We start from the raw sequence: 23,939 nt of genomic DNA, 5'->3' as shown, positions 1-23,939 counted from the left end.
AAATTTCCAGCCATCGTCGGCATGCAGGCCGACCAGGCCGAGCAATTCGCCGACGCGGGCGCGAATATCAGCTTCGCTTTTCAGAAGCTCGAAGGCGCGGATCGGCTCGGCGATGATGGCATCGACCCGAAGCCGCGGGTTCAGGCTCGCATAGGGATCCTGGAAAATCATCTGGATCCGGCGGCGCAAGTCCCGCCGCGCCTGACTTTGGCGCGGATCGGTCATCGATACGCCATCGATGACGACATCGCCTGACGTCGGCGGCAAGAGGCCGACCACCATCCGCGCCACGGTGGTTTTTCCCGAGCCGGATTCGCCGACCAGCGCGAAGGTCTCGCCCTTGGCGATGTCAAAAGAGATGTCGTCGACGGCCTTGAGAAATTCCAGATGCCCGCCTTCGAGCACGCGATTGAGCCACGGCTTCGAAACATCGAAGACACGTCTGAGATTTCGCACATCGACAAAAGGTTTTTCGCTCATGCCGCGGTCTCCTGCGGGGCGGCATCGTAGAGATGGCAGGCCACGGCCTGCGTGCCGCGAGCGATCGGCTCGGGCCGCTCGGTACGGCAGCGGTCGAACGCGAAGGCGCAGCGCGGATGGAACGGGCAGCCCTGTGGAACCGCCGATAGCCGCGGCATGCTGCCCGGAATCTGGACCAGACGCGTGGCGTCGCTCGCGAGCGTCGGGATCGCGCCCATCAAGCCTTTGGCGTAGGGGTGAAGCGGATTCTGCACGAGGTCGCGCACCGGGCCGATTTCGGCGATGCGCCCGGAATACATCACGGCGACGCGGTCGGAGGTTTCTGCGATCACGCCCATGTCGTGGGTCACTAGCATCACCGCCGTGCCGTGATCGCGTCCGAGGCGCTTGATCAGGGCGATGATCTGGGCCTGCACCGAGACGTCGAGCGCGGTGGTCGGTTCGTCGGCAATGATCAGTTCGGGCTCGGCGCAGATCGCGAGCGCAATGACGACGCGCTGGCGCATGCCGCCGGAAAATTCGTGCGGATAGGAATCGATGCGCTTTTCTGGCGCGGGAATTCCGACTTCCGCGAGCAGGTCGATCGCGCGCTTGCGGGCCTTTTGTTCGGAGAGACTGGTGTGGGTGCGAATGGTCTCGATCAGCTGGTCGCCGATCCGGTACAGCGGATTAAGGCTGGTGAGCGGGTCCTGAAAGATCATTCCGATCCGTTTTCCACGGATGCGGCGCATTTCTTCCGGCGAAAGATTGTCGATCCGCAGGCCCGAGAGCTGGATTTCGCCGCCGGCGATGCGGCCGGGTCGGTCGATCAGGCCAATGACGGCAAGTCCGGTCACGGACTTGCCGGCGCCGGATTCGCCGACCACCCCAAGCACTTCGCCTTTGGCGATATCGAAGGAAACGCCGTCGATCGCGCGCAGCACGTGATGACGGGTGGCGAATTCGACCCGCAGGTTTCGGACGGAAAGAACCGGTACACTCATCGCAGTTTCGGGTTGAGGGCGTCGCGCAGCCAGTCGCCGAGCAGGTTGATGGACAGGATCAGCGCGGCAAGCGCGATGCCGGGGAAGGCCACGATCCACCATTCGCCGGCGAACAGATAGTTGTTGCCGATGCGGATCAGGGTGCCGAGCGATGGCATGGTCTCCGGCATGCCGGCGCCGAGAAACGACAAGGTCGCCTCGGTGATGATGGCGAGCGCGAGATTGATGGTTGCAATGACCAGGATCGGGCCCATGGTATTGGGCAGCACATGCCGCAGCATGATGACGGGCGCGGGCAGGCCGATGAGCTGGGCCGCCGCCACATAATCCTTGTTCTTTTCCACCATCACCGAGCCGCGCACGGTGCGCGCATATTGCACCCAGAAACTGAGGCCGATCGCAAGCACGAGCACGGCCAGCATGCTCATCGCATCGAGCCGGTTGCCGAACAGCGATTTGACGATTCCGTTGACCAGGAGCGCGATCAGGATCGCGGGGAAGGTGAGCTGCACGTCGGCGATACGCATGATCAGCGCATCGAGGGCGCCGCCGAAATAGCCGGCGATCAGGCCAAGCCCGATGCCGAGCACGCCGGAAAATATGACGCCGAGAATCCCGACGACCAGCGAAATGCGCAGTCCGTAGAGGATTGCCGACAGCACGTCGCGGCCTTGCTCGTCGGTGCCGAGCAGGAACGGACTTTGGCCGTCCGCAGTCCAGAGCGGCGCAATCCGCGAATTGATCAGCTGAAGCTCACTCGGGTCGAACGGGTTCTGAACCGCGATGAGCGGGGCCGCGATCGCCACCGCAAAGAACAGCAGCGTGATAATGGCTGCCACCATGGTCAGCCGCGAGCGGCGGAATGAATAGAAGATGTCGCTGTCGAGCGCACGCCGGATCAGTCCGGCCGGCGGGGTGCGGCTTGCGCTGGCTTTGTGGGGCAGGGCGGCGTCGGACATCTCAGTTTCTCTTAGACCGGGCGGCCGACGGTCGAGCGCAAGCGCGGATCGACCACGGTGTAAAGCACGTCGACGGCCAGATTGATGGTGACGAAGATCAGCGACACCATCAGCAAATAGGCGGCCATGATCGGGATATCGACATTCTGAACGGCCTGTACGAACAGAAGCCCCATGCCGGGCCACTGGAAGACGGTTTCGGTGATGATCGCAAATGCAATAACCGAGCCAAATTGCAGGCCGGCCACGGTGATCACGGGCACCAGCGTATTTTTCAGCGCGTGACCGAAATGAATGGCGCGCGTGGTTAGCCCGCGTGCGCGGGCGAAACGGATATAGTCCGTACGCAGCACTTCCAGCATTTCGGCGCGTACCAGCCGCATGATCAGCGTCATCTGAAACAGGCCGAGCGTGATCGAGGGCATGATCAGGGCCTTCAATCCCGAGGCGGTCAGAAGGCCCGTAGTCCACCAACCCAGACGCACGACGTCGCCGCGGCCGAACGAAGGCAGCCAGCCGAGCGTCACCGAGAACAGATAGATCAGGAGAATGCCGATCAGGAAGGTCGGCAGCGAAATGCCGATCAGCGAGATCGTCTGGAACAGTTTCGCCAGCAGGGTGTCCCGGCGCAGCGCCGAATAGACCCCCATCAGGATGCCGAACACCAGCGCCAGGATGGTCGCACAGGTCGCAAGCTCCAGCGTCGCCGGCATGCGTTCTTTCAGAAGATCCGCGACCGGAAGGCGGAACTGATAGGAGACGCCGAACTTGAATTGCGCGGCATTGCTGAAATAGCGCAAGAACTGCACGGCGACAGGATCGTCAAGGCCGAGCGATTTCCTGATCTCCGCGCGCTCTGCCGCCGAGGTGTCGATCGAGACGATCTGGCTTACGGGATCGCCAACGAAGCGGAACATCGAGAACGAGATGATCCCGACGGCGATCATGACCCCGATCGCTTGAATGGCGCGGCGAAGCGTGAAAGCGAGCATTTCTTCTTTTCGCTTCTTCCTTGGATCGCAAGACGCGTGTGACTGGACTGAAACGACAAGTCCCGGAAGGTGAACCTCCCGGGACCGCAAACCTCAAGCCATTGCTATTCCTGCTTGGTAGCCCAGTAGAACAGAACCTGATTGTCGGCGCGCTGGGTGATCTTCACTTTTTTCGAAACGCCCCAGGCCAGAGACTGCTGGTGCAGCGGGATATAGCCGTAGTCCTTGATTCCGATTTCGAACGCCTGCTTGATCATCTGGTCGCGCTTGTTGGTGTCCGGCTCGATCAGGATCTTGTCGGCCAGCGCGTCAAGCTCCTTGTTGCAATAGCCGCCGAGATTGGCCTCGCCGCGCGTCGGCTGCTTCGGATCGTGGCAGCCCATGATGTCATAGAGCACGTTATGGGAATCCATCGAGGCGGGCGTCCAGCCGAGCAGATAGAACGAGGTCTGATAGCCGCCCGGTTTGAGCACCTTGCCGAAATACTGCGCCTTGGGCTGCGCCAGAAGATTCACCTTGACGCCGATGCGCGCCAGCATGCCGACCACGGCCTGACAGATGTCGGCGTCATTGATGTAGCGGTCGTTGGGGCAGTCCATCGTGACTTCGAAACCGTCCGGATAGCCCGCTTCCACCATCAGCTTCTTCGCAGCTTCGGGATCGGCTTTGGGCCGCACGAAATCCTTCGACAGTGCGAACAGCTGCGGCGCGACCATCAGCGCCGATGGCGTCGAAAGCCCGCGCATCACGCGGGTCTTGATCAGATCGACGTCGATGGCTTTGTAGAAGGCCTCGCGGACGCGAATGTCCTTGAACGGGTTCTTGCCTTTGACGTTGGAATAGAGCAGTTCAGGGCGTTCCTGGTCCATGCCGAGGAAGATGGTGCGAACTTCCATTCCGGTCAGGACTGTGGCATTGCCGCCGGTATTGACGCGGGCAATATCTTGCGTCGGCACCGGCTCGATGACGTCAACTTCGCCGGACAAAAGTGCCGCAACGCGCGTGGCGGCCGATCCGATCGGCGTGAAGACGATTTCCTTGATGTTGTGTTCGGGCTTGCCCCACCAGTTCGGATTGACTTTGAACACGGTCTTCACGCCGGGCTGATGGCTTTCGATGATGAAAGGACCGGTGCCGTTCTCGTGCAGCGAGGCGTAGCTCGGCGTGGTCGCGGAAGCCGGCGTCGGCGCGACGGAATTGTTTTCCTCGCACCACTTCTTGTCCATGATGAACCAGCCGTCCCATTGCGAGGTCAGGATCGGGTTGGGCGCATCGAGTTTGACGTCGACCGTATAGTCGTCGATCTTGATGAACTTGGCATCCGCAGGGACGTTGGTGAGGAAGTTTGAGCCTTTGGCGCGCACGCGGTCGGCGGAGAAGATCACATCATCGGCAGTGAAGGGGTCGCCATTATGGAATTTGACGCCCTTGCGCAGATGAAAGCGCCAGCGCGTCGGCTCCGGCGTCTCCCAGCTTTCGGCCAGTGCCGGGGCGATCTTCAGCTCCTTGTCGCGGGTGACCAGGCCCTCATAGACGTGGGCATGATGCGCAATGGTCGTGGTTTCCTTGAGCGTATACGGATCGAGCGACTTGAGCTCGCCCTGGTTGGCATAGCGTATGGTCTGGCTTGAGGCCGGCAGCGCCGCAAAGGCGACGATCGAAGCAGTGGCCGTTGCAAGCAAGATCTGACGTAACGGCATTGGTGAACGCTCTCCACGCTGGTGTACACTTCGCTGATGCAGCAAGGGCTGCAATAACGATGCCAAACCATGTTGCCAGAGTTTGGCCGCCGCGCAAAGGCGATTTCCTCTGGCTGCAATGGTTTACGGGCATCATGTCCTACCTAAGTTCAACGCTGGCGGCTTTTCTGGATTTCGCCAAATCGACAGGAGTGAAGGATGGCGGAACCGAAAGCGGATGTCCTCGTACTTGGCGCCGGAATGGTCGGCGTCAGCGCGGCCTTGCAGCTGCAAGGCAAAGGGCGCGATGTCATCCTCGTCGACAAGCATGAAAATGCGGGCGAAGAGACGAGTTATGGGAATGCGGGGCTGATCGAAAGTGCCTCGGTCTTTCCCTATATGTTCCCGCGCGATATCGGCCAGATTTTCAACTACGCGCTGAACCGTTCGCCGCAGGCCTATTATCGTTTTTCCGAGCTGCCGGACTTCCTGCCGTGGCTGTTGCGCTACTATCTCGCCTCGTCCCCCAAACGGGCGATGCACAGCGCCATGGCCGAGCTGCCGCTGATCCGCCGAAGCCTGATCGAGCACGAGGCATTGATTGCGGAAGCCGGCGCGGGCGAACTGCTTCGCCGCACCGGGTGGATCAAGCTGTTTCGCGCGCAAGCCAGTCTTGCGGCTGCGGCCAGCGAGGCCGAGCGGGTCAAGCAATATGGTATTCCGAGCGAGATCCTCGACCCCCGCGCGATCGCCGCGCGCGAACCCAATCTGAGCGGTGATTTTGCGGGCGCGGTCTATTGGCCGACCCCTGGCTTCATTGCCGATCCGGGTGGGCTGGCGAAGGCCTATGCGTCGCTGTTCTTGCGCAAGGGCGGACGCTTCGTCACGGCGGATGCGCGGACCCTTGCTCAGGAAGGGAGCGGCTGGCGGGTCAACGGCGCGTCCGCGCGCGAAGTCGTGGTCGCGCTCGGGCCATGGTCTGATCTGGTGTTTCGGCCGCTCGGCTATTCGATCCCGCTGGGTGTCAAGCGCGGCTATCACCTGCACCTGAAGGCGAGCGGCAATGCTGTGCTCAATCATCCGGTCCTGGATTCCGATCTCGGCTATCTGCTGGCGCCGATGAACCGGGGCATTCGCCTGACCACCGGGGTGGAGTTTGCCCGCCGCGATGCGCCGCCACGGCCGATCCAGATCGAGCAGGCGCTGCCGCGGGCACGCGCGCTGTTTCCGCTCGGCGAGCCGGTCGATGCGCAGCCGTGGATGGGTGCGCGTCCCTGCTTGCCGGATATGCTGCCGGTGATCGGCAAGGCGCCGCGCCATTCCGGGCTGTGGTTCGATTTCGGCCATCAGCATCACGGCCTGACGTTGGGCCCGGTCACGGGACGGCTGCTGGCGGAAATGATGACCGACACCGAGCCGTTCACCGATCCGCGCCCCTATGCAGTCGAGAGGTTCGGTTGACCACGTTCGGCTTTTGCCGTTCGGACGGCTTGCGTCCCCCGCGAGGCGTGTCGATACTGGTGTCCCGCTCAAGGCAGCCAGGGAGTGTCTATGAAAGTTAACGTGGAGATCGACTGCACGCCGCAAGAGGCGCGACAGTTCTTCGGACTTCCGGATGTGCAGCCGATGCAGACGGCGGTGATGGACAAGCTCCAGCAGCAGATGCTCGACAATATCCAGAAGGTCTCGCCGGACGCGCTCATGCAGAGCTGGTTGTCGTTCGATCCGAAATTCGCCGAACGCTTCACCGACATGTTCGCGGCCATGACCGGCCTTGGCGGCTCGCGCTCGCCCGACAAGAAATGACCGCGTCGCCGGACGGAGGCGACGTGCCGCCGGGCCGGCCGCTTCGCCCGCCGGGTCTCGGCCTGCTGCTGGCCGAAATGCGGGGCATCTTCGAACTCAATGCCAGCCTGATCATGTCCCCGCTGTTGATGCGGGCTCCGAGGGGAGACGGTCACCCGGTGCTGGCATTGCCGGGCTTTCTCGCCAGCGACCTCTCGATGGCCCCGCTGCGGCGCTATTTGACGGAACTCGGATACGACACCCATGCCTGGCAGATGGGCCGAAATCTCGGCGGCCTCTCGCGCATGCGTGCGGCGTTGCGCGAGCGGCTTGCCGCAATTCACGCAACCACCGGCCGCAAGGTCAGCCTGGTCGGCTGGAGCCTCGGCGGTGTCTATGCGCGCGACCTCGCGCTGCATGCGCCCGAGATGGTGCGCTCCGTGGTGACGCTTGGAAGCCCGTTCGCCAATGACGTGCGCGCCACCAATGCGACGAGACTCTACGAGGCGCTGTCCGGCGAGACGGTTGGCGATGATCCCGTGTTTCTTGAAGCGATCGCGGGGGATCTGAGCGTGCCGGCAACCTCGATCTATTCGCGGGCGGATGGCGTCGTGAACTGGCGCACCTGTCTGCTGCGTCCTTCGGCCACCGCGGAGAACATCGAGGTCTACCTCGCGAGCCATGTCGGCCTTGGCGTCAACCCGGCGGTATTGTGGGCGGTCGCCGATCGCCTCGCCCAGGGCGAAGGCCAATTCAGCCAATTTGACCGGTCCGGGCCCTTTGCCATTGCATATGCGGCGCCAGAACGGGCACAATCATGAACGGTCTGAACTAAAATCAAAAACACCGCTCAAGGTGTAGCGTCACGGTTCGCGGGAGGAGCCTATGAGCGAGGCCAGGAAACTGTCCGCCATGGACGCGTCGTTTCTGTATCTGGAAACGCCGGAAATGCCGATGCATGTCGGAAGCATGGCAATCTTCCGTCTGCCGGAGGGATACAAGGGCGACTTCTTCGAAGACTTCAAGGCGATGATCGCCTCGCGGCTGCATATCGCACCGATCCTGAAAGCGCGCCTGGAAAAGGCGCCGCTCGACATCGACCATCCGTCGTGGGTCGAGGACGATCAGTTCGATATCGATCGTCACATCTTCCGCGCCAGCCTGCCGGCGCCGCGCGATCGTGCCACGCTCGAGCGCATCGTTGGCTGGATGCATGCCAAGCTGCTCAACCGCGCGCGCCCGCTCTGGGAGTTTTACGTCTTCGAGGGCATGAAGGACAACGAGATCGGGCTCTATTCCAAGATGCACCATGCCTGCATCGACGGCGGCGCCGGGGCTGCGCTGACCAACATGATCTATGACCTGACGCCGGTGCCGCGGGTCGTGGAACCGCCGGCCGAGCGCGCCAAGGTCGGCCAGGAGCCGCGCGACATCGCGGCCAATCTCCTGGATTCCTACCAGCAGCTGTGGCGCGAACCGTTCAACGCCTCGGCGGCTGCCCAGAGCATCGAATTGCCGCGCTCCGGCAAGAGCGATCTCGGCTCGATCCTGTTCGACAATGCGATGTTCCAGATCGAGAATGCGATCAAATTCGCCGGCAACGTGCCGACGTTGCTCAAGAGCGTCTCGGACGTTGTCGGGAAGATCACCGACCCGAAATCGCGCGAGAGCCTCACCGGCATGATGTCGCCGCCGACCATTCTCAACAAGCAGATTTCATCAGAGCGCAGTTTTGCCGGGGTCTCGATCCCGTTGTCGCGCGCCAAGGCGGTGGCGAAAGCCTCCGGCGGCAAACTCAACGACGTCGTGCTGGCGATCTCGAGCGGCGTCGTGCGCCGTTATCTCGTCGAACGCGGCGCATTGCCTGCCAAGGCGATGACCGCCGCCGTGCCGATTTCACTTCGCGAAGAAGGTAACACCGACTCCAACAATCAGGTGTTCGGCATGATCTGCGCAATCGCGACCAATGTCGAGGATCCCAGAACGCGGCTGGAGACGATCATCGCGCAGTCGACCAAGGCCAAGGAGATGTCGCATCCGCTGCGCGCATTGATGCCGCAGGTGCAGAATGTGTCGATGCTGGGAGCGCCGATCCTGGTGCAGATTCTGGCGCTGCTCTACAGCCGCACCAATCTGTCGGATGTGCTGCCGCCGGCGGCCAATATCACGGTCTCGAATGTTCCGGGGCCGCGCCAGACGCTGTATGCCGCCGGCGCCGAGCTGTTGCACATCTTCCCGGTGTCGATCTCGACCCATGGGCTGGCGCTCAACATCACCGTGCAAAGCTATCGCGATCAGCTCGACTTCGGCTTCATCGCCGGCGCGAATATCATTCCGCATGTGCAGGTGCTGTGTGACATGCTGCCGGATGAATTCGCAGCGCTTGAGGCCGCTTTCGCGCCGCCCTCGGCCGAGGTGAAGGGCGCAGCGGAGTAGGGCACGCGCCATGATCGAAATGCCGCCGCTGCAATTTGCGCAGGTTAACGGGATTCGGATGGGCTTCTACGAGGCCGGTCCTAAGTCGGATGCGCCGCCGATGGTGCTTTGCCATGGTTGGCCGGAGATCGCCTTCTCCTGGCGCTACCAGATCAAGGCTTTATCGGAAGCCGGTATTCGCGTGATCGCGCCGGACCAGCGCGGCTATGGCGCAACCGAGCGGCCCGAGCCGGTCGAGGCCTACGATCTCGAACATCTGACCGGCGATCTCGTCGGTCTGCTCGATCATCTTGGGATCGACAAGGCGATCTTTGTCGGCCATGACTGGGGCGGCTTTGTCGTCTGGCAGATGCCGCTGCGGCATCCTGGGCGCGTCGCCGGCGTGGTCGGCGTCAACACGCCGCATTTGCCGCGCGCGCCGATCGACCCGATCGAGCTGTTCCGCAAGCGGTTCGGCGATCAGATGTATATCGTGCAGTTCCAGGATCCCTCGCGCGAGGCCGACAGGATCTTCGCTAGCCGGGTGGATCAGACCTTTGAGTTCTTCATGCGCAAGCCGCTGCCGCGCAAGGCGGACACGCCGGCCGCGCAGCCGGTCGAGGGGCTCGGTGCTTCGCCGAAGCTCAATCTGGCATTCCCGCAAATGGTTGCGGCCTATGATGCCAAATACGATCCACGCAAGCCGATCCTGTCGGCGGAAGAAAAGCAGGTTTTCGTCGACACTTTCAGCAAGACCGGCTTCACCGGCGGCATCAACTGGTATCGCAACTGGACCCGAAACTGGCAACGCTCGGAAGCTCTCGATCACACGGTTCGCGTGCCGTCCCTGATGATCATGGCGGAGAACGACCCCGTGCTGCCGCCATCGGCCGCCGACGGCATGGAGAAGATGGTGCCGGATCTCGAGAAATATCTGGTGCGCGACAGTGGGCACTGGACGCAGCAGGAAAAGCCGGAGGAAGTCAGCGCCAGGCTGATCGAATGGCGACGTAAGCGGTTTGGATAGACCGTCATTGCGAGCGCAGCGAAGCAATCCAGAAGAAAGACTGGATCGCTTGGTCGCTCCAGCGCAAATTGCATTGCAATTTTGTCGCGGGCTCCTCGCGATGAAGAGATGAGGTAGGGGGACTCTTTCACGATGGCATCGAAGAACAGGCTAGCTCCGATCCCGCATCCGCCGACCAAGCCGGTGGTCGGCAACATGCTGTCGCTGGATTCGACCGCCCCGGTGCAAAATCTGGCGCGGCTTGCCAGGGAGCTGGGACCGATTTTCTGGCTCGACATGATGGGCGCGCCGCTCGTCATCGTTTCCGGCCATGACCTCGTTGACGAGCTCAGTGACGAAAAGCGCTTCGACAAGACCGTGCGGGGGCCGCTGCGGCGCGTCCGTGCGATCGGCGGTGATGGCCTGTTCACCGCGGACACGACCGAGCCGAACTGGAGCAAGGCGCACAACATCCTGCTGCAGCCGTTCGGCAACCGCGCCATGCAGTCCTATCACCCGAGCATGGTCGACATCGCCGAACAGCTCGTGAAGAAATGGGAGAGACTGAACGCCGACGACGAAATCGACGTCGTCCACGACATGACCGCGCTGACCCTCGACACCATCGGGCTGTGCGGCTTCGACTACCGCTTCAATTCCTTCTATCGTCGCGACTACCACCCCTTTGTGGCGTCTTTGGTGCGATCGCTTGAAACCATCATGATGATCCGCGGCCTGCCGCTGGAAAATTTGTGGATGCAGAAGCGTCGGCGCGACATGGCCCAAGACGTCGAATTCATGAACAAGATGGTGGACGAGATCGTCGCCGAACGGCGTGCCAATGCGGCCGCCGCCGACGACAAGAAGGATATGCTGGCTGCGATGATGACCGGGGTCGACCGTGTCACCGGCACGCAGCTCGACGACGTCAACATCCGCTACCAGATCAACACGTTCCTGATCGCCGGCCACGAGACCACGAGCGGACTGTTGTCCTGCACGATCTATGCTCTGCTGAAACATCCGGAAGTACTGAAGAAGGCCTATGAGGAAGTCGATCGCGTGCTTGGGCCGGATATCAATGCCAAGCCGACCTATCAGCAGGTGACGCAGCTCACTTACATCACGCAGGTGCTGAAGGAAGCCTTGCGGATGTGGCCGCCGGCGCCGGCCTACGGCATCACGCCGCTGAACGATGAGGTCATCGGCGGCAAGTACAGGCTCAAGAGAAACACCTTCATCACGGTGCTGGTGCTGGCGCTGCATCGCGATCCCTCGGTTTGGGGGCCCAATCCTGATGCCTTCAATCCGGACAACTTTTCGCGCGAAGCGGAAGCGGCGCGCCCCGTGAATGCGTGGAAGCCGTTCGGCAACGGACAGCGCGCCTGCATCGGCCGCGGCTTTGCGATGCATGAAGCCGCGCTTGCGATCGGCATGATCCTGCAACGCTTCAAATTGCTCGACGTGCATCGTTACCAGATGCATCTGAAGGAAACGCTGACGATCAAGCCGGATGGTTTCAAGATCAAGGTGCGGCCGCGAACCGATCAGGAGCGCGGTAATTTTGCCGGCGCGACGGCGGCAAAGCCTGCGGCGCCGGCGGCAGCGCCAAGGGTGCGGACCCGGCCCGGTCACAACACGCCGCTGCTCGTGTTATACGGCTCCAATCTGGGCACGGCCGAAGAGCTTGCGACACGTGTCGCCGATTTAGCCGAAGTCAACGGCTTTGCGACTACGCTCGCGCCGCTCGACGATTACGTCGGGAAATTGCCGGCCAAAGGCGGCGTGCTGATCTTTTGTGCTTCGTATAATGGTGCGGCGCCTGACAATGCGACACGATTTGTCAAATGGCTTGGCAGCGGCTTGCCGAAGGATGCATTTGCCGGCCTGCGCTATGCCGTGTTCGGCTGCGGCAATAGCGATTGGGCCGCGACCTACCAGTCGATCCCGCGCCTGATCGATGAAGAGCTGGCCGCGCATGGCGGCAGGAGCGTTTATACGCGCGGCGAGGGCGATGCCCGCGGCGATCTCGACGGCGAATTCGAGAGTTGGTTTGCCAAGCTTGCGCCGCTCGCCACTAAAGAGTTCGGCATCGAGTCCAGCTTCAGCCGCAGCGCCGAAGATGAACCGCTCTACAGCATCGAACCGGTGGCGCCATCGGTTTCCAACGTCGTCGTCGCACTCGGGGGTGCCGCGCCGATGCAGATCATCGCCAATACTGAGCTGCAGAACAAGACCGGCCCCAACCCGTCACAACGCTCGACCCGGCACATTGAGGTGCAGTTGCCTCCCGGCGCGAGCTATCGCGTCGGCGATCATCTGAGCGTCGTTCCACGCAACGATCCCGCGCTGGTGGATTCGGTTGCGCGCCGGCTCGGCTTTCTTCCCTCGGACCAGATACGGCTGCAGGTCGCCGAGGGCCGGCGCGCGCAATTGCCGGCGGGCGAGGCCATCTCGGTCGGACGGTTGCTCGCCGAGTTTGTTGAATTGCAGCAGGTCGCAACCCGCAAGCAGATCCAGATCATGTCGGAGCACACCCGCTGTCCGGTGACGAAGCCAAAACTCCTGTCATTCGTCGGCGAGGACGCGGCGTCCGGCGAGCGTTACCGCAACGAGATTCTTGGCAAACGCAAATCGGTGTTCGACCTGCTGGAAGAACATCCGGCCTGTGAGCTGCCGCTGCACGTCTATCTCGAAATGCTCTCGCTGCTCGCCCCGCGCTATTACTCCATCTCGTCGTCGCCTTCGCTTGATGCCTCACGATGCAGCATCACCGTCGCGGTGGTCGAAGGACCCGCCGTGTCGGGACGGGGCATTTACAAGGGTATTTGTTCGAATTTCCTGGCCGGCCGCCGCGCCGGCGAGACCATCTATGCGACCTTGCGCGAAACCAAAGCCGGCTTCCGGCTGCCGGCCGATCCGGCGGTGCCGATCATCATGATCGGTCCCGGCACGGGCCTCGCACCGTTCCGCGGCTTTCTTCAGGAGCGCGCCGCGCTGAAGGCGAAGGGCTCGACCTTGGGGCCGGCGATGCTGTTCTTCGGCTGTCGGCATCCCGAGCAGGATTACCTTTACGCCGAGGAGCTGAAAGCTTTTGCGGCCGAGGGCATCACCGACCTGTACACGGCGTTCTCGCGTGGCGACGGCCCAAAGACCTATGTGCAGAATCTGATTGCGGCCCAAAAGGACAAGGTCTGGGCGCTGATCGAGCGGGGCGCGATCATCTATGTCTGTGGCGATGGCGGCAAGATGGAGCCTGACGTCAAGGCGGCGCTGGTTGCGATCTATCGCGAGAACAGCGGTGCGGATGCGCAAGGCGGCCAGCGGTGGATCGACGATCTCGGCGCGAAAAACCGCTACGTACTCGACGTCTGGGCGGGCGGCTGACGCAATTCAATGCCGTCCCCGCGAATGGACGACCAGCATCATTTATCTTGGCGGTAGCTTCTCGAAGCTCGGCATGCCCTCGGGGATCGAATGAAACGCCTGCTTGTCGCAGGTGAAGATCGCGATCTTGGGCGTTCCATATTCACCGGGATCGTCGAGCGTGCCGACCTTGAGGATTGCCGCGGGCAGTCCCGGCCGGTGGGTCACCAGATGCGTGCCGCACTCGGCGCAGAAATCGCGGGTCACCGGATTGTCCAGGTCGCTGCGAGTGAATTTTTTCGGGGTTCCTTTGGTATAGCTGAACCCTTTGATCGGCATCAGCATGAACATATTGGGAGCGCCGCCGGAGAAGTATTGACACTCCCGGCAATGGCATTGCGCCTTCAGCATCGGGTCGCCCTCGGCGACGTAGCGCATGTTGCCGCAATAGCATCCGCCTTCCAGTCTCATCGGGCTCTCCTGGTCCTCAGTGTGTCCTCGCAGAAGCCGCGTGCGCGTGCTTGTCGATCGCGTCGATGATCTGCGGCCACATCCTTATCGGCAGCGCATGACCCATGTGCTCGATCATCACCAGCTTCGCCCCGGGGATCGAGGCCGCGGTGTCCTTGCCGCCGGCGGGGCGAACCAGCGGATCGACGGTGCCGTGAATGACCAGCGTCGGGGCCTTCACGCCGCGTAGCCGTTGCTTGCGGCTGCCCGAGGCCAGAATCGCCCGCATCTGTCGGCCGACGCCGGGCGGGTTGAGACCGCGCGCAAAGGTGCGCTCGGCGCGCGCGGGATCAAGCGCTTCGTCGTCCGGGAAAGAGCCGGCGCGCAGCACCTTCCAGGTTTTGCCGAAACGCACGATGTATTCTTCCTTGGATTTCGGCGGTGGCGCCATCAACACGGCCATCGCCTCGCGCGTCGGGCCGGGAATTTTCGGGTTGCCCGTGGTCGACATGATCGAGGTCAGCGATTTCACACGCTGCGGAAACGAGATCGCGATTTCCTGGGCGATCATTCCGCCCATCGAGGCGCCGACCAGGTGAGCCGACCTGATGCCTAGCGCGTCCATCAGGCCGACGGTATCTTCGGCCATGTCGCTCAGCCGGTAGGGCGCCTTCACCGGGATCCTGAACAGGCGAAGCTTCAGCAATTCCAGCGCGGTCAGCGGCCTGCCGCCGGACAGTCTGCTGGACTGGCCAATGTCGCGATTGTCGAAGCGGATCACGCGAAAACCGCGCGCGGCCAGTTGCCGGCAGAATTCGTCATCCCACTGGATCATCTGCGCGCCCAGCCCCATGATGAGGATCAGCGGTTCGGCGGCGGGATCGCCAAAAATCTCGTAACAAAGATCGATGCCGTTGGCCCGCGCGATCTGCGGCGGTTGGTGAAAGGGCGCGTTCACGTCGGCGGTTCCTTCTTGCAGTACTTTGAGCGAACCTGTCGGTGGTGCATTTTATGCCACGCTTTTTCGCGCTGCAGAAGCCGCCGCGCGCGAAATCGCCTTTGCGGTTGACCGGCCTTACGCGAGGGTGTCGTATGATGGCTGGCGGTTGTCCCGTTTCGCGGAATAAGCAGCCCACCTCGACGCAACGACGTCGCGATCTTGCTGGAGGACGCCGATGGCAGACAAGAGCAGCGATCCGGTCGCGCTGTGGCAGAACATGATCGGCGAGATGGAAAAAGGCTTCAATGCCTTTGCCAACCAGGCGATGGCTTCGCCGCAGTTCAGCAAAGCAGTCAATCAAATGGGCGGAGCGACCGCCAACGCGCAAAAGCAGCTCAGCGAGCTGATGGAGAAATATCTGGTCTCCATGAATCTGCCTAGCCGCGCCCAAATGATCGGCTTGGCCGAGCGGCTGCAATCGATTGAAGGCCAGCTCAACGAGATCAAGGCGATGCTGCATCAGATGCAGGGCGGTGCGGCCGGCAACTCGGCGACGTCTCGGCAGGCGCCGCGTCCGCCGCGCACCAAGCGTCCGCCCCCGGCGGGCGGAGAGCCAAAATGATGGCCGCCGGTCCGGATCTGGCAGGTATCGATCTCGCCTCGATCCCGGCACGGATTCAGACCGAAGTCGAGCGCGCGATCCAGCGCAGCATCAAGGGTGTCGAATATATTTCGACCTCGGGGCCCTCGCTGGGCTCGACCCCAAAGGACATTCTCAGCGCACGCGGCACGATGAATCTCTATCACTATCGGCCGGTGGCGGACGAAATCTACCGCGTGCCGATCCTGATCGTGATGGCGACCACCAATCGCGGCTATATCCTGGACCTGGTGCCGGGCCAAAGCTTCATCGAGTTTCTCTTGAAGCGTGGCTACGACGTTTACATGCTGGATTGGACCGCGCCGAAACCGGAAGAGAAGAACCTGCGGATGGAGGATTACGTCCTCGATTTCATTCCGCATTGCGTTGAGCAGGTGCAGCGCGATTCCGGCGAGAGCGACATCACCGTGATCGGCTATTGTTTCGGCGGCGTGCTGTCGCTGCTTTATGGCTCGATCTTCAACGACGGCCCGATGAAGAACCTGATCTGCTTCACAACCCCGATCGACTTTCGCGAAATGAAGCTGTTTCAGAATTTTTCCGACCGTCGTTATTTCGATGTCGATCACCTCGTCGATAGCGTCGGCAATGTGCCGCCGGAGATGATCCTGTCTTCCTTCGAGATGCTGCGTCCGGCATCGCGGGCGGCGAGCCAGGTTCAGCTATGGGAGAACATCTGGAACGACGAGTTCGTGAAATCGTACCGGATGTTCGACCGCTGGGCGACCGATACTCTGCCGCTCGCGGGCGAGTATTTCCGCACCATCACCAAGGACCTGATGTGGGACAATAAGCTTTATAACGACACCATGACCGTCGGCGGCCGCAAGGCCGACATCGCCCGTATCAAGGTGCCGATCCTGCATGCGGTCGCCGAGCACGATCACATCATTCCCTATGGCGCTGCCAAGCACCTGATCGCGAAGATCGGTTCGGCCGACAAGGAGGAAGTGATCCTCAAAGGCGGCCACGTCAGTCTGGTGGCTGGCGCCAATGCGGTGCGCCGGCTGTGGCCCAAACTGGATTCCTGGCTAGGCGAGAGATCGACATGAGCGAGACGCGTTCCTATCCGCGCCGGGCCAACACGGAGGCCGGTGAAATCGAATTCCGCCTGATGGGGCGCGCCGACGAGGCTGCCGTACTGGCTTTTGCCAGGGCACTGCCGCCCCACGATCTATTGTTCCTGCCGCGCAACATCAGCCAGCCAAAGGTGCTGTCGGCCTGGATCAACGAAATCGAGGCGGGCGACATCACGAGCCTGCTCGCCCTCAAGGACGGCGGGGTGGTCGGTTGCGGCACCCTGGTCAGGGATTCCCATTCCTGGTCGCCCCATGTCGGCGAAATCAGGATGGTGGTTTCGCTCGACGTGCGCGGCAAGGGGGTGGGCCGGGCGTTGTCGCAGGAGACCTTCGCGCTGGCGCTCGGCGCCGGCCTGGAAAAGCTGTCAGTGCAGATGACGGTTGACCAGCGCGCCGCCGTTGCGCTGTTTGAGAGCCTCGGTTTCAAGGCCGAAGCGTTACTGCGGGACCACGTCCGGGACGTCGACGGTAAAAAGCACGACATTGTCGTCCTGGGGCACAATGTGGCGCAGGTCCAGGCACAAATGGAGGCCTATGGCGTTCCGGGTGCCGTAAGACCTTCTTAAAACTTCGGAATCGGCCGTTTCCTTGGGCAAATTGCCCGAATATTCCGCTCATCACGAATTTGTGATATCGCGTTGCAACATATATATTGCATCGCACCATTAACCCTGTTATGTAGAGGTCACCCCGGGCCAAGTGGACGGGGAGAGCCCATAGCTCAAACCCTGAGGATGGAGAGACCCCATGACCACCGAAACCAATTCCGTGTACAACACCTTCAAAGAAGCCTTTGCTCCCGTGACCGAAGCCTTCAAGAACTTCCAGAATCTGGAAGTGCCCGAGGCTGCTCGTGAATTCGTGAAGAAGCAGGCCGAGACCGCCAAGGAACGTGCCGCCGACTTCTACGCCGGTTCGGAAAAGGCCTCTGAAGTGATCGAGTCCGCCGTCGCGGGTTCGGTCAGCGAAGCCGCCAAGATCGGCCGCAACATTCAGCAGGCGATCTACCAGGATACGGAAGCGTTCTTCGCCGGCGTCGACAAGCTCGCTTCTGCGAAGTCGATCAACGAAGCGGTTCAGATCCAGTCGGATTTGCTGCGTGCGCACGGTGAGACCCTGGTCTCGCGCGCCAAGGCGTCGACCGAGTATCTCGGCAAGCTCGTCACCGAAGGTGCGAAGTCCGCGCAGGACAACTTCGCGAAGGTCTACAACAAGACTGCCTGATCGCAGCCTTCGAGTAGCATCCCTTTTCAAGGCCCGCTTCTTGCGGGCCTTATTTTTTGCGGCGCACGCGATAGCCTCTTTTTCCAAGAGGTTTCCTGCTGCTGTGTGATGGACGCTATTGTCCTGCCGGCTGGGCGCGGCTTGAATGAGCGAATCGGCGCCATAGCTTTCTCTCGTCCGAAAGGGAGATCCGATGACCGCGACTGCCCACACGCTGCGTCCGCCGTCGCGGACCCTGATGTTCCTCGAGGGACGGGCGATCCACGAGTTCGGCGCGTTCTTGGGCGCATTGCCGCTGCTCAGCCTGGCGCCGCGTGGCGACGGGCATCCGGTGCTCGTACTTCCCGGTCTCATCGCATCAGATGTTTCCACCCGGCCGCTGCGCAGCTTCCTGCAGAACAAGGGTTATGCGGTCAGCGGATGGCGGCAGGGCCGCAACCTTGGCCTGCGCGACGGTGTGCAGGAGGGACTGGTCGATCTCGTTTGCGAACTCAGCGACCGGCATGGACGTAAGATCAGCCTGGTCGGCTGGAGCCTTGGCGGCCTCTATGCACGTCAGCTCGCCAAGACGATGCCGGACCGGGTGCGTTCGGTCATCACGCTCGGCAGCCCGTTCGCAGGTCATCCGAAGGCCACCAATGCCTGGCGCGTCTATGAGATGGCCAGCGGCCGCCGCGCCGAGGAGGACCATCGTTTCGGCGGATCGTTATCGGAACCGCCTCCGGTGCCGACCACGGCGATCTTCAGCCGCACCGACGGCATCTGCGCCTGGCAGGGCTGCAAGGAGAAACCGTCTGCGATCGCCGAAAGCATCGAGGTTGAAAGCAGCCACTGCGGCATGGGCCATCACCCGGCCGTTGTCTATGCCGTTGCCGACCGCCTCGCGCAGGTCGAAGGTCAATGGCAGCCGTTCGACCGCTCGGGCTGGCGCAGCCTGATCTATCCCGATCCCAACCGCTAGGTTCTCGTGCCGACGGCCGCTCCTCCGCGCGCCTTCGCGCGGGCGGGCATTGTCGCATGGACGAAAACTGCGCTAAGCGTGGACAATCGTCTGTAATCCGGAAAATACGATGCCGTCCGAGAATAATTCCAATACGCAGCCGGTCACGGTTGAGGCGCGCTGCGTTCGCCTCAACGCCAAGGCAGAGACGCCGGCCGCTGTCATGCCTGCGGTCGAGCGGCGACTGTTGTCGCGCGGCGACGGTCAGGTCCTGATCGAGATCAAGGCGGCCGCCGTCAATCCTTCCGATATCAAGGCGGCGACAGGGTTGATGCCCTACGCGGTGTTCCCGCGCACCTCGGGCCGAGATTATGCCGGTGTCGTGATCGACGGTCCGACCAATATGATCGGCCGCGAAGTGTTCGGCTCATCCGGCGATCTCGGCATTCGCCGCGACGGCACCCATGCCACGCATCTGGTCGTCGAGGCGGATGCCGTCGTGGAAAAGCCGAAGAACCTGTCATGGGCCGAAACCGCCGGGATCGGCGTGCCTTTCGTCACCGCAATCGAAGGCTTTCGTCGCGCGGGGATGCCGGAACGGCACGAGACCGTGCTCATCTTCGGGGTGACCGGCAAGGTCGGGCAGGCCGCGGTGCAGATCGCGAGCTGGCGCGGCGCGCGCGTGATTGGCGTGGCCCGCAAGGACGAAGCATATGCGGGACACAGCAATGGTCCCGTCGAGATGATCGATTCCTCAACGACCGATGCCGCCTCACGCGTCCGCGAACTGACGGACGGCAAGGGCGCCAACATCGTGTTCAACACGGTCGGCGATCCCTATTTTCAGGCAGCGCACAAGTCGCTCGCTTTGCGTGGACGTCAGATCCTGATCGCAGCGATCGACCGCATCGTCCAGTTCAACATTCTCGAATTCTATCGCGGCCAGCATTCCTACTTCGGCATCGACACGCTCGGCCTGTCATCGACCGCGACAGGCGCGGTGCTGCGCGAACTGGTTCCGGGCTTCCTGAGCGGCCACCTCGAACCGTTTGCGATCCGGCCGAATGCGATCTATCCGCTGGAAGATGCGCGGTCGGCTTTTCTCGCGGTTGCAGGGTCCTCGCGCGACCGCATCATCCTGCGGCCATAAGCTGAAAAAATGCCGCAGGACTTCAACATCGTCGTCGGCGCGGGCGCGTTGATCGGCTTTGCCTACGGCATCGTCGGGTTATTGAGCGGCTTTTGTCTCTTGAGCAGCCTGCGTGGCTGGTGGACGGATGGCGACGACCGTTTGATCCGTACCTTTGCGCTGGCGCTCGCGGTCGCGGTGATCGCGACACAAAGTTTGGTCGGATACGGTGCCGTCGATCTCACCAAATCGGTCTATCTCCAGCCGTCATTCTCGATGCCGCTGATGTTCGGCGGCGGGCTGTTGTTCGGCTACGGCATGGTGCTGTCGAACGGCTGTGGCTCGCGGGCACTGGTGCTGCTCGGCCGCGGCAATCTGCGTTCATTCGTGGTCGTGATTGTGCTCGGCATATCGGCGCAGATGACCTTGCGCGGATTGCTCGCGCCGGCGCGAATGGCGTTGTTGCAGGCATCGACGATCAAACCGGCTCACCTGACGCTGCCCGAGCTGTTGTCGACGGGCGGCGGACTGCCGGCGCGGATCGCGGTGGCTTCGGCGATATCGGCGGTCTTGATCATCTTCGCCTTTGCGCACGCGCGGTTCCGCCGCGCAAGCGGACAGATCGCGGCGGGCATCGCGGTCGGCTTGCTGGTGGCCGCGGGCTGGATCGCGACCGGTTATCTCGGCGCGGATGAATTCAATCCGGCCGCGGTGACCTCGCTGACCTTCATCGCCCCTGTCGTCGATGCCGTGCAATATGTGATGCTGTCGACCGGGTTGACCCTCAATTTCGGCATTGCCATGGTATTCGGCGTTTTCGCCGGCAGCCTCATCACCGCGCTCGCGACCGCTCGCTTTCGTCTCGAAGGCTACCAGTCTGCGCAGCACATGCTTCGCTCGATCATCGGCGCGGCGTTGATGGGATCGGGCGGGGCGATGGCGCTGGGCTGTTCGATCGGGCAGGGGCTGACCGGAATCTCGACGTTGGCGCTCTCATCCTTTGTCGCCGTCGCCGGCATCCTCTTGGGCACGGCCGCGGGTCTTCGCGGCGCGCTCCGGGTCCCGCCGCTCAAGGAGCAAGACGCAGCCAGCTGAACGCCGTCAGCTCTTGGCGCTGGTGAGGATGCGAACTTCCGATGTCAGGGTGCGGTGTACCGGGCATTTATCGGCGATCTCCAGCAGTTTCTCGCGCTGCTCGGCATCGAGCGGGCCTTCCATCGTGATCACGCGCTCGATCTGATCGAGCATGCCGGCCTTGGTTTCGCACTCGGCGCAATCTTCCGCGTGAATCTTGCCATGCCTGAGCGTGACGGTCGTCCGCGTCAGCGGCAGCGACTTTCGGTCGGCGTAAAGCCGCATCGTCATCGAGGTACAGGCGCCAAGACCGGCCAGCAGGAGATCGTAGGGCGCAAGCCCGGTGTCCTCGCCACCCGCGGCCGCGGGCTCGTCAGCGAGCAGTTGATGCGGACCAACCGAAACGGTTTGCTGGAATTTGCTGTTGCGGGTCTCGCGCACGATCACTTCGCGCGGCGTCATGCTTTGGTCCGCACTTTGGGCCGTTGGTATTTCGACATAGCGAGAGGCCCACGCGGCGATGACGTCGGCGACATAGGCGGCATCGCGCCGGTCGCTCAACAGGTGGTCCGTATCCGAAAGCGACACGAAGCTCTTGGGATGCCTGGCAGCGACGAAAATGCGCGTCGCGTTGTCGATGCCGACCGTATCGTCGGTCGGTGAGTGCATCACGAGCAATGCCCTGCGGAGCCGCGTGATGTGGCCCATCAGGTTGTGTTCAGCGATATCGTCGAGGAATTCGCGTTTGATGGTGAAGGGACGGCCGGCGAGCGACACTTCCGCCTGGCCGTCCTCGCGGATTTTCTCGATCGAAGCGGCGAACTGGCCGGTGACGTGCGTCGGATCGGACGGCGCGCCGATGGTAACGACCGCCTTGGCTTCTGGAATCTGGTCGGCCGCGGCCAAAATAGCGGCGCCGCCGAGACTGTGGCCGATCAGAAGGCTGGGCGCTTGATAGGCCTTGCGCAGATGATTGGCGGCCCGCACCAGGTCGGCGACATTGGAGGAGAAGGTCGCGTTGGCGAAATCGCCCTCGCTCGATCCAAGACCGGTGAAGTCGAACCGCAGCACCGCGATGCCCCTGGCGGCGAGCGCAACCGCGATCCGCTTGGCGGCCAGCACGTCCTTGCCGCAGGTGAAGCAATGCGCAAAGAGCGCGTAGGCGCGCACCGGCCGATCCGGCGTATCGAGCGCGGCCGCCAGTTGGCCCCCCGAACCTGGGAATTGAAAGCGTTCGGTGGGCATGGGCGTCTCCAACGACGGCTCACCTCTCCCCGGCGGGGAGAGGTCGGCGCGAAGCGCCGGGTGAGGGGTCTGTTGACAGACTTTAACCCCTCACCGGAATTTTTCACCAGGCTCAAAATTTCACCTCTCCCAAAAGGAAAGGTGAGAAACGATCATTCTATTCGTGCCGATGCATCGCCGATTCATGCTTGGTATCGCGCATCGTCGAGTAAATGATCAGCGACAGAAAAATGATGCCGGAGAGATAATAGTAGAACCAATCCTCATGCCCGAGGCTCTTGAAATAGAGTGCAACCGCGGGCGCCGTGCCGCCGAAGATCGAGACCGTGATCGAATAGGGGATGCCGACGCCAAGCGCTCGGATCTTGGTCGGAAACAGCTCCGCCTTCACCACCGCATTGATCGAGGTATAGCCGGCGGTGAAGATCCAGGCCCCGCAGATCAAAAGGAACACCATCAACGGCGATTTGCTTCCCTTCAGTTCGGTCAGGATCGGCACAGTGGCGAGCGTGCCGACGACACCGAAGAAGATGAGGAGCGGCTTGCGGCCGATCCGGTCCGACAGGGCCCCATAGACCGGTTGCAGAAGGGTTGCAAAGACGAGCGTGCCGAAGATCACTATGGTGGTTTGATCCGCGGTGAGGCCGACCGACAATTTGACGAAAGTCTGCATGTAAGTCGTGAACGTATAGAAGGCCGCAGTGCCGCCCGCGGTCAGCCCGACTACCAGCAGAAGCTCGCGGGGGTATTGCAAAAGGCCGAGAATCGAGCCGGTCGGCTTCACAACCTTCCTGGCTTCTTCGAACGCTTCGGTCTCGTGTAGATTACGGCGCATGACGGCAGCGAAAATCGCGAGCGCCGCTCCGATCACGAACGGGATCCGCCAACCCCATGCACTCAATTCTTCTGGAGTCAGAAACACTTTCTGCAACAGCAACAGTACAATGATTGCGGTGAGTTGCCCGCCGATCAAGGTGACGTACTGAAAGCTCGAGTAGAATCCGCGATGCTTGGCGTCAGCGACCTCGCTGAGATACGTGGCGCTGGCGCCATACTCGCCGCCGAGGCTCAACCCTTCGATGATGCGCGCCAGCGCCAGGATCGCGGGAGCGGCGATGCCGATCGAGGCATAAGTCGGGGTGACCGCGATGATCAGCGAGCCGAAGCACATGAAGACCACGGACAAGGTCAGCGACAGCCGGCGGCCATGATGGTCGGCTATGTAGCCGAACAACCAGCCCCCGAGCGGTCGCATCAGGAAAGTCGCGGCGAACAGCACGGCGGCGTTGAGCTGCACCACCACGGGATCACTGTTCGGGAAGAACGCTGGGCCGAAGTAGAGGGCGAACGCCGTATAAGCGTAGAAGTCGTACCACTCGACCAGATTGCCGACGGAACCAATGAAGATCGCCTTCACGCGGCGCTCGACGTCCTGGATATCGAGACGGTCGGTCGCGCTTGCAGTCTGTTCGGTCACGTTTTCTCCCCCGAAACTGTTTTTTGAAGGCTGCCCGCACCAGCGGCCGGCCAAG

Annotated in this window: 22 protein-coding genes; 13 read left to right on the top strand and 9 right to left on the bottom strand. The window is 62.1% G+C overall.

Features of this window, described 5'->3' with window-relative positions:
• The 5 genes from VFL62_RS19045 to VFL62_RS19025 all read right to left on the bottom strand — a co-directional run.
• On the bottom strand, positions 1–480 hold a 480-nt coding region (locus VFL62_RS19045), incomplete at its 3' end, for an ATP-binding cassette domain-containing protein (RefSeq protein ID WP_325173934.1).
• Positions 477–1,463 carry an ABC transporter ATP-binding protein gene (locus tag VFL62_RS19040; RefSeq protein ID WP_325173933.1) on the bottom strand — a complete coding sequence of 329 codons (987 nt, stop codon included), beginning with the start codon at positions 1,461–1,463 and terminating at the stop codon, positions 477–479. The genes VFL62_RS19040 and VFL62_RS19045, both read right to left, overlap by 4 nt.
• Positions 1,460–2,422, bottom strand: coding sequence for an ABC transporter permease (locus VFL62_RS19035; RefSeq protein ID WP_325173932.1), 963 nt, complete (start codon positions 2,420–2,422; stop codon positions 1,460–1,462). Before VFL62_RS19035 ends, VFL62_RS19040 begins: the two co-directional genes overlap by 4 nt.
• Before the next feature lie 11 nt (positions 2,423–2,433).
• Positions 2,434–3,414 (bottom strand): ABC transporter permease, encoded by a 981-nt coding sequence (locus tag VFL62_RS19030; RefSeq protein ID WP_325173931.1) that lies wholly within the window; start codon positions 3,412–3,414, stop codon positions 2,434–2,436.
• Between the two features lie 104 nt (positions 3,415–3,518).
• Entirely contained in the window at positions 3,519–5,114 is a 1,596-nt protein-coding gene (locus VFL62_RS19025) for an ABC transporter substrate-binding protein (protein ID WP_325173930.1), read from the bottom strand.
• Between the two features lie 198 nt (positions 5,115–5,312).
• Here VFL62_RS19025 and VFL62_RS19020 point away from each other — a divergent pair, with 198 nt between their 5' ends.
• The 6 genes from VFL62_RS19020 (at position 5,313) to VFL62_RS18995 (ending at position 13,686) form a co-directional block, all read left to right on the top strand.
• On the top strand, positions 5,313–6,554 hold the full coding sequence (locus tag VFL62_RS19020; protein ID WP_325173929.1) for an FAD-dependent oxidoreductase: 1,242 nt from the start codon (positions 5,313–5,315) through the stop codon (positions 6,552–6,554).
• 90 nt (positions 6,555–6,644) lie between these two features.
• A complete protein-coding gene (locus VFL62_RS19015; protein WP_325173928.1) occupies positions 6,645–6,899 on the top strand; it encodes a DUF6489 family protein in 255 nt (84 codons plus the stop codon).
• A complete protein-coding gene (locus VFL62_RS19010; protein ID WP_325173927.1) occupies positions 6,896–7,699 on the top strand; it encodes an alpha/beta hydrolase in 804 nt (267 codons plus the stop codon). Before VFL62_RS19015 ends, VFL62_RS19010 begins: the two co-directional genes overlap by 4 nt.
• 64 nt (positions 7,700–7,763) lie before the next feature.
• The gene (locus VFL62_RS19005) at positions 7,764–9,314 is read left to right on the top strand and encodes a wax ester/triacylglycerol synthase family O-acyltransferase (protein WP_325173926.1); all 1,551 of its coding nucleotides are present in this window, start codon (positions 7,764–7,766) and stop codon (positions 9,312–9,314) included.
• Between the two features lie 10 nt (positions 9,315–9,324).
• Positions 9,325–10,320: an alpha/beta hydrolase gene (locus VFL62_RS19000; RefSeq protein ID WP_325173925.1), complete on the top strand. Its 996-nt coding sequence runs from the start codon at positions 9,325–9,327 to the stop codon at positions 10,318–10,320.
• A 132-nt stretch (positions 10,321–10,452) separates the two neighbouring features.
• Positions 10,453–13,686, top strand: coding sequence for a bifunctional cytochrome P450/NADPH--P450 reductase (locus VFL62_RS18995; RefSeq protein WP_325173924.1), 3,234 nt, complete (start codon positions 10,453–10,455; stop codon positions 13,684–13,686).
• Between the two features lie 42 nt (positions 13,687–13,728).
• On the opposite strand, the gene VFL62_RS18990 is transcribed toward VFL62_RS18995, so the two are convergent.
• Positions 13,729–14,136, bottom strand: coding sequence for a GFA family protein (locus VFL62_RS18990; protein ID WP_325173923.1), 408 nt, complete (start codon positions 14,134–14,136; stop codon positions 13,729–13,731).
• A 16-nt stretch (positions 14,137–14,152) separates the two neighbouring features.
• Positions 14,153–15,073, bottom strand: coding sequence for an alpha/beta hydrolase (locus tag VFL62_RS18985; RefSeq protein ID WP_325173922.1), 921 nt, complete (start codon positions 15,071–15,073; stop codon positions 14,153–14,155).
• A gap of 217 nt (positions 15,074–15,290) precedes the next feature.
• On the opposite strand from VFL62_RS18985, the gene VFL62_RS18980 reads away from it, so the two are divergent.
• The 7 genes from VFL62_RS18980 to VFL62_RS18950 all read left to right on the top strand — a co-directional run bounded on the left by VFL62_RS18980 (position 15,291) and on the right by VFL62_RS18950 (position 21,183).
• A complete protein-coding gene (locus VFL62_RS18980; RefSeq protein WP_325173921.1) occupies positions 15,291–15,677 on the top strand; it encodes a poly(R)-hydroxyalkanoic acid synthase subunit PhaE in 387 nt (128 codons plus the stop codon).
• Positions 15,674–16,768, top strand: coding sequence for an alpha/beta fold hydrolase (locus VFL62_RS18975; protein WP_325173920.1), 1,095 nt, complete (start codon positions 15,674–15,676; stop codon positions 16,766–16,768). The genes VFL62_RS18980 and VFL62_RS18975 overlap by 4 nt, the downstream gene beginning before the upstream one ends.
• Positions 16,765–17,361 carry a GNAT family N-acetyltransferase gene (locus VFL62_RS18970; RefSeq protein WP_325173919.1) on the top strand — a complete coding sequence of 199 codons (597 nt, stop codon included), beginning with the start codon at positions 16,765–16,767 and terminating at the stop codon, positions 17,359–17,361. Before VFL62_RS18975 ends, VFL62_RS18970 begins: the two co-directional genes overlap by 4 nt.
• A gap of 181 nt (positions 17,362–17,542) precedes the next feature.
• A complete protein-coding gene (locus VFL62_RS18965) occupies positions 17,543–18,019 on the top strand; it encodes a phasin (protein ID WP_325173918.1) in 477 nt (158 codons plus the stop codon).
• Between the two features lie 193 nt (positions 18,020–18,212).
• Positions 18,213–18,980 carry an alpha/beta hydrolase gene (locus VFL62_RS18960; RefSeq protein WP_325173917.1) on the top strand — a complete coding sequence of 256 codons (768 nt, stop codon included), beginning with the start codon at positions 18,213–18,215 and terminating at the stop codon, positions 18,978–18,980.
• 109 nt (positions 18,981–19,089) lie between these two features.
• A complete protein-coding gene (locus VFL62_RS18955; RefSeq protein WP_325173916.1) occupies positions 19,090–20,109 on the top strand; it encodes a zinc-binding alcohol dehydrogenase family protein in 1,020 nt (339 codons plus the stop codon).
• Positions 20,110–20,118: 9 nt separating this feature from the next.
• Entirely contained in the window at positions 20,119–21,183 is a 1,065-nt protein-coding gene (locus VFL62_RS18950) for a YeeE/YedE family protein (RefSeq protein WP_325173915.1), read from the top strand.
• Between the two features lie 6 nt (positions 21,184–21,189).
• Here the strand turns inward: VFL62_RS18950 and VFL62_RS18945 are convergent, their stop codons facing one another.
• A complete protein-coding gene (locus tag VFL62_RS18945; protein WP_325173914.1) occupies positions 21,190–22,407 on the bottom strand; it encodes a bifunctional alpha/beta hydrolase/OsmC family protein in 1,218 nt (405 codons plus the stop codon).
• Between the two features lie 157 nt (positions 22,408–22,564).
• A complete protein-coding gene (locus tag VFL62_RS18940; RefSeq protein WP_325173913.1) occupies positions 22,565–23,884 on the bottom strand; it encodes an MFS transporter in 1,320 nt (439 codons plus the stop codon).
• Positions 23,885–23,939 lie beyond the last annotated feature (55 nt).

Origin of the sequence: Bradyrhizobium sp. (assembly GCF_035701725.1) — a bacterium.
Classification (GTDB): domain Bacteria; phylum Pseudomonadota; class Alphaproteobacteria; order Rhizobiales; family Xanthobacteraceae; genus Bradyrhizobium.
This window is presented reverse-complemented; position numbering and strand designations above follow the sequence as displayed.

Coding starts and splice junctions, on each gene's coding strand:
- VFL62_RS19040 (WP_325173933.1), bottom strand. CDS start 1,463: ATGAGTGTACCGGTTCTTTCCGTCCGAAACCTGCGGGTCGAATTCGCC.
- VFL62_RS19035 (WP_325173932.1), bottom strand. CDS start 2,422: ATGTCCGACGCCGCCCTGCCCCACAAAGCCAGCGCAAGCCGCACCCCG.
- VFL62_RS19030 (WP_325173931.1), bottom strand. CDS start 3,414: ATGCTCGCTTTCACGCTTCGCCGCGCCATTCAAGCGATCGGGGTCATG.
- VFL62_RS19025 (WP_325173930.1), bottom strand. CDS start 5,114: ATGCCGTTACGTCAGATCTTGCTTGCAACGGCCACTGCTTCGATCGTC.
- VFL62_RS19020 (WP_325173929.1), top strand. CDS start 5,313: ATGGCGGAACCGAAAGCGGATGTCCTCGTACTTGGCGCCGGAATGGTC.
- VFL62_RS19015 (WP_325173928.1), top strand. CDS start 6,645: ATGAAAGTTAACGTGGAGATCGACTGCACGCCGCAAGAGGCGCGACAG.
- VFL62_RS19010 (WP_325173927.1), top strand. CDS start 6,896: ATGACCGCGTCGCCGGACGGAGGCGACGTGCCGCCGGGCCGGCCGCTT.
- VFL62_RS19005 (WP_325173926.1), top strand. CDS start 7,764: ATGAGCGAGGCCAGGAAACTGTCCGCCATGGACGCGTCGTTTCTGTAT.
- VFL62_RS19000 (WP_325173925.1), top strand. CDS start 9,325: ATGATCGAAATGCCGCCGCTGCAATTTGCGCAGGTTAACGGGATTCGG.
- VFL62_RS18995 (WP_325173924.1), top strand. CDS start 10,453: ATGGCATCGAAGAACAGGCTAGCTCCGATCCCGCATCCGCCGACCAAG.
- VFL62_RS18990 (WP_325173923.1), bottom strand. CDS start 14,136: ATGAGACTGGAAGGCGGATGCTATTGCGGCAACATGCGCTACGTCGCC.
- VFL62_RS18980 (WP_325173921.1), top strand. CDS start 15,291: ATGGCAGACAAGAGCAGCGATCCGGTCGCGCTGTGGCAGAACATGATC.
- VFL62_RS18975 (WP_325173920.1), top strand. CDS start 15,674: ATGATGGCCGCCGGTCCGGATCTGGCAGGTATCGATCTCGCCTCGATC.
- VFL62_RS18970 (WP_325173919.1), top strand. CDS start 16,765: ATGAGCGAGACGCGTTCCTATCCGCGCCGGGCCAACACGGAGGCCGGT.
- VFL62_RS18965 (WP_325173918.1), top strand. CDS start 17,543: ATGACCACCGAAACCAATTCCGTGTACAACACCTTCAAAGAAGCCTTT.
- VFL62_RS18960 (WP_325173917.1), top strand. CDS start 18,213: ATGACCGCGACTGCCCACACGCTGCGTCCGCCGTCGCGGACCCTGATG.
- VFL62_RS18955 (WP_325173916.1), top strand. CDS start 19,090: ATGCCGTCCGAGAATAATTCCAATACGCAGCCGGTCACGGTTGAGGCG.
- VFL62_RS18950 (WP_325173915.1), top strand. CDS start 20,119: ATGCCGCAGGACTTCAACATCGTCGTCGGCGCGGGCGCGTTGATCGGC.
- VFL62_RS18945 (WP_325173914.1), bottom strand. CDS start 22,407: ATGCCCACCGAACGCTTTCAATTCCCAGGTTCGGGGGGCCAACTGGCG.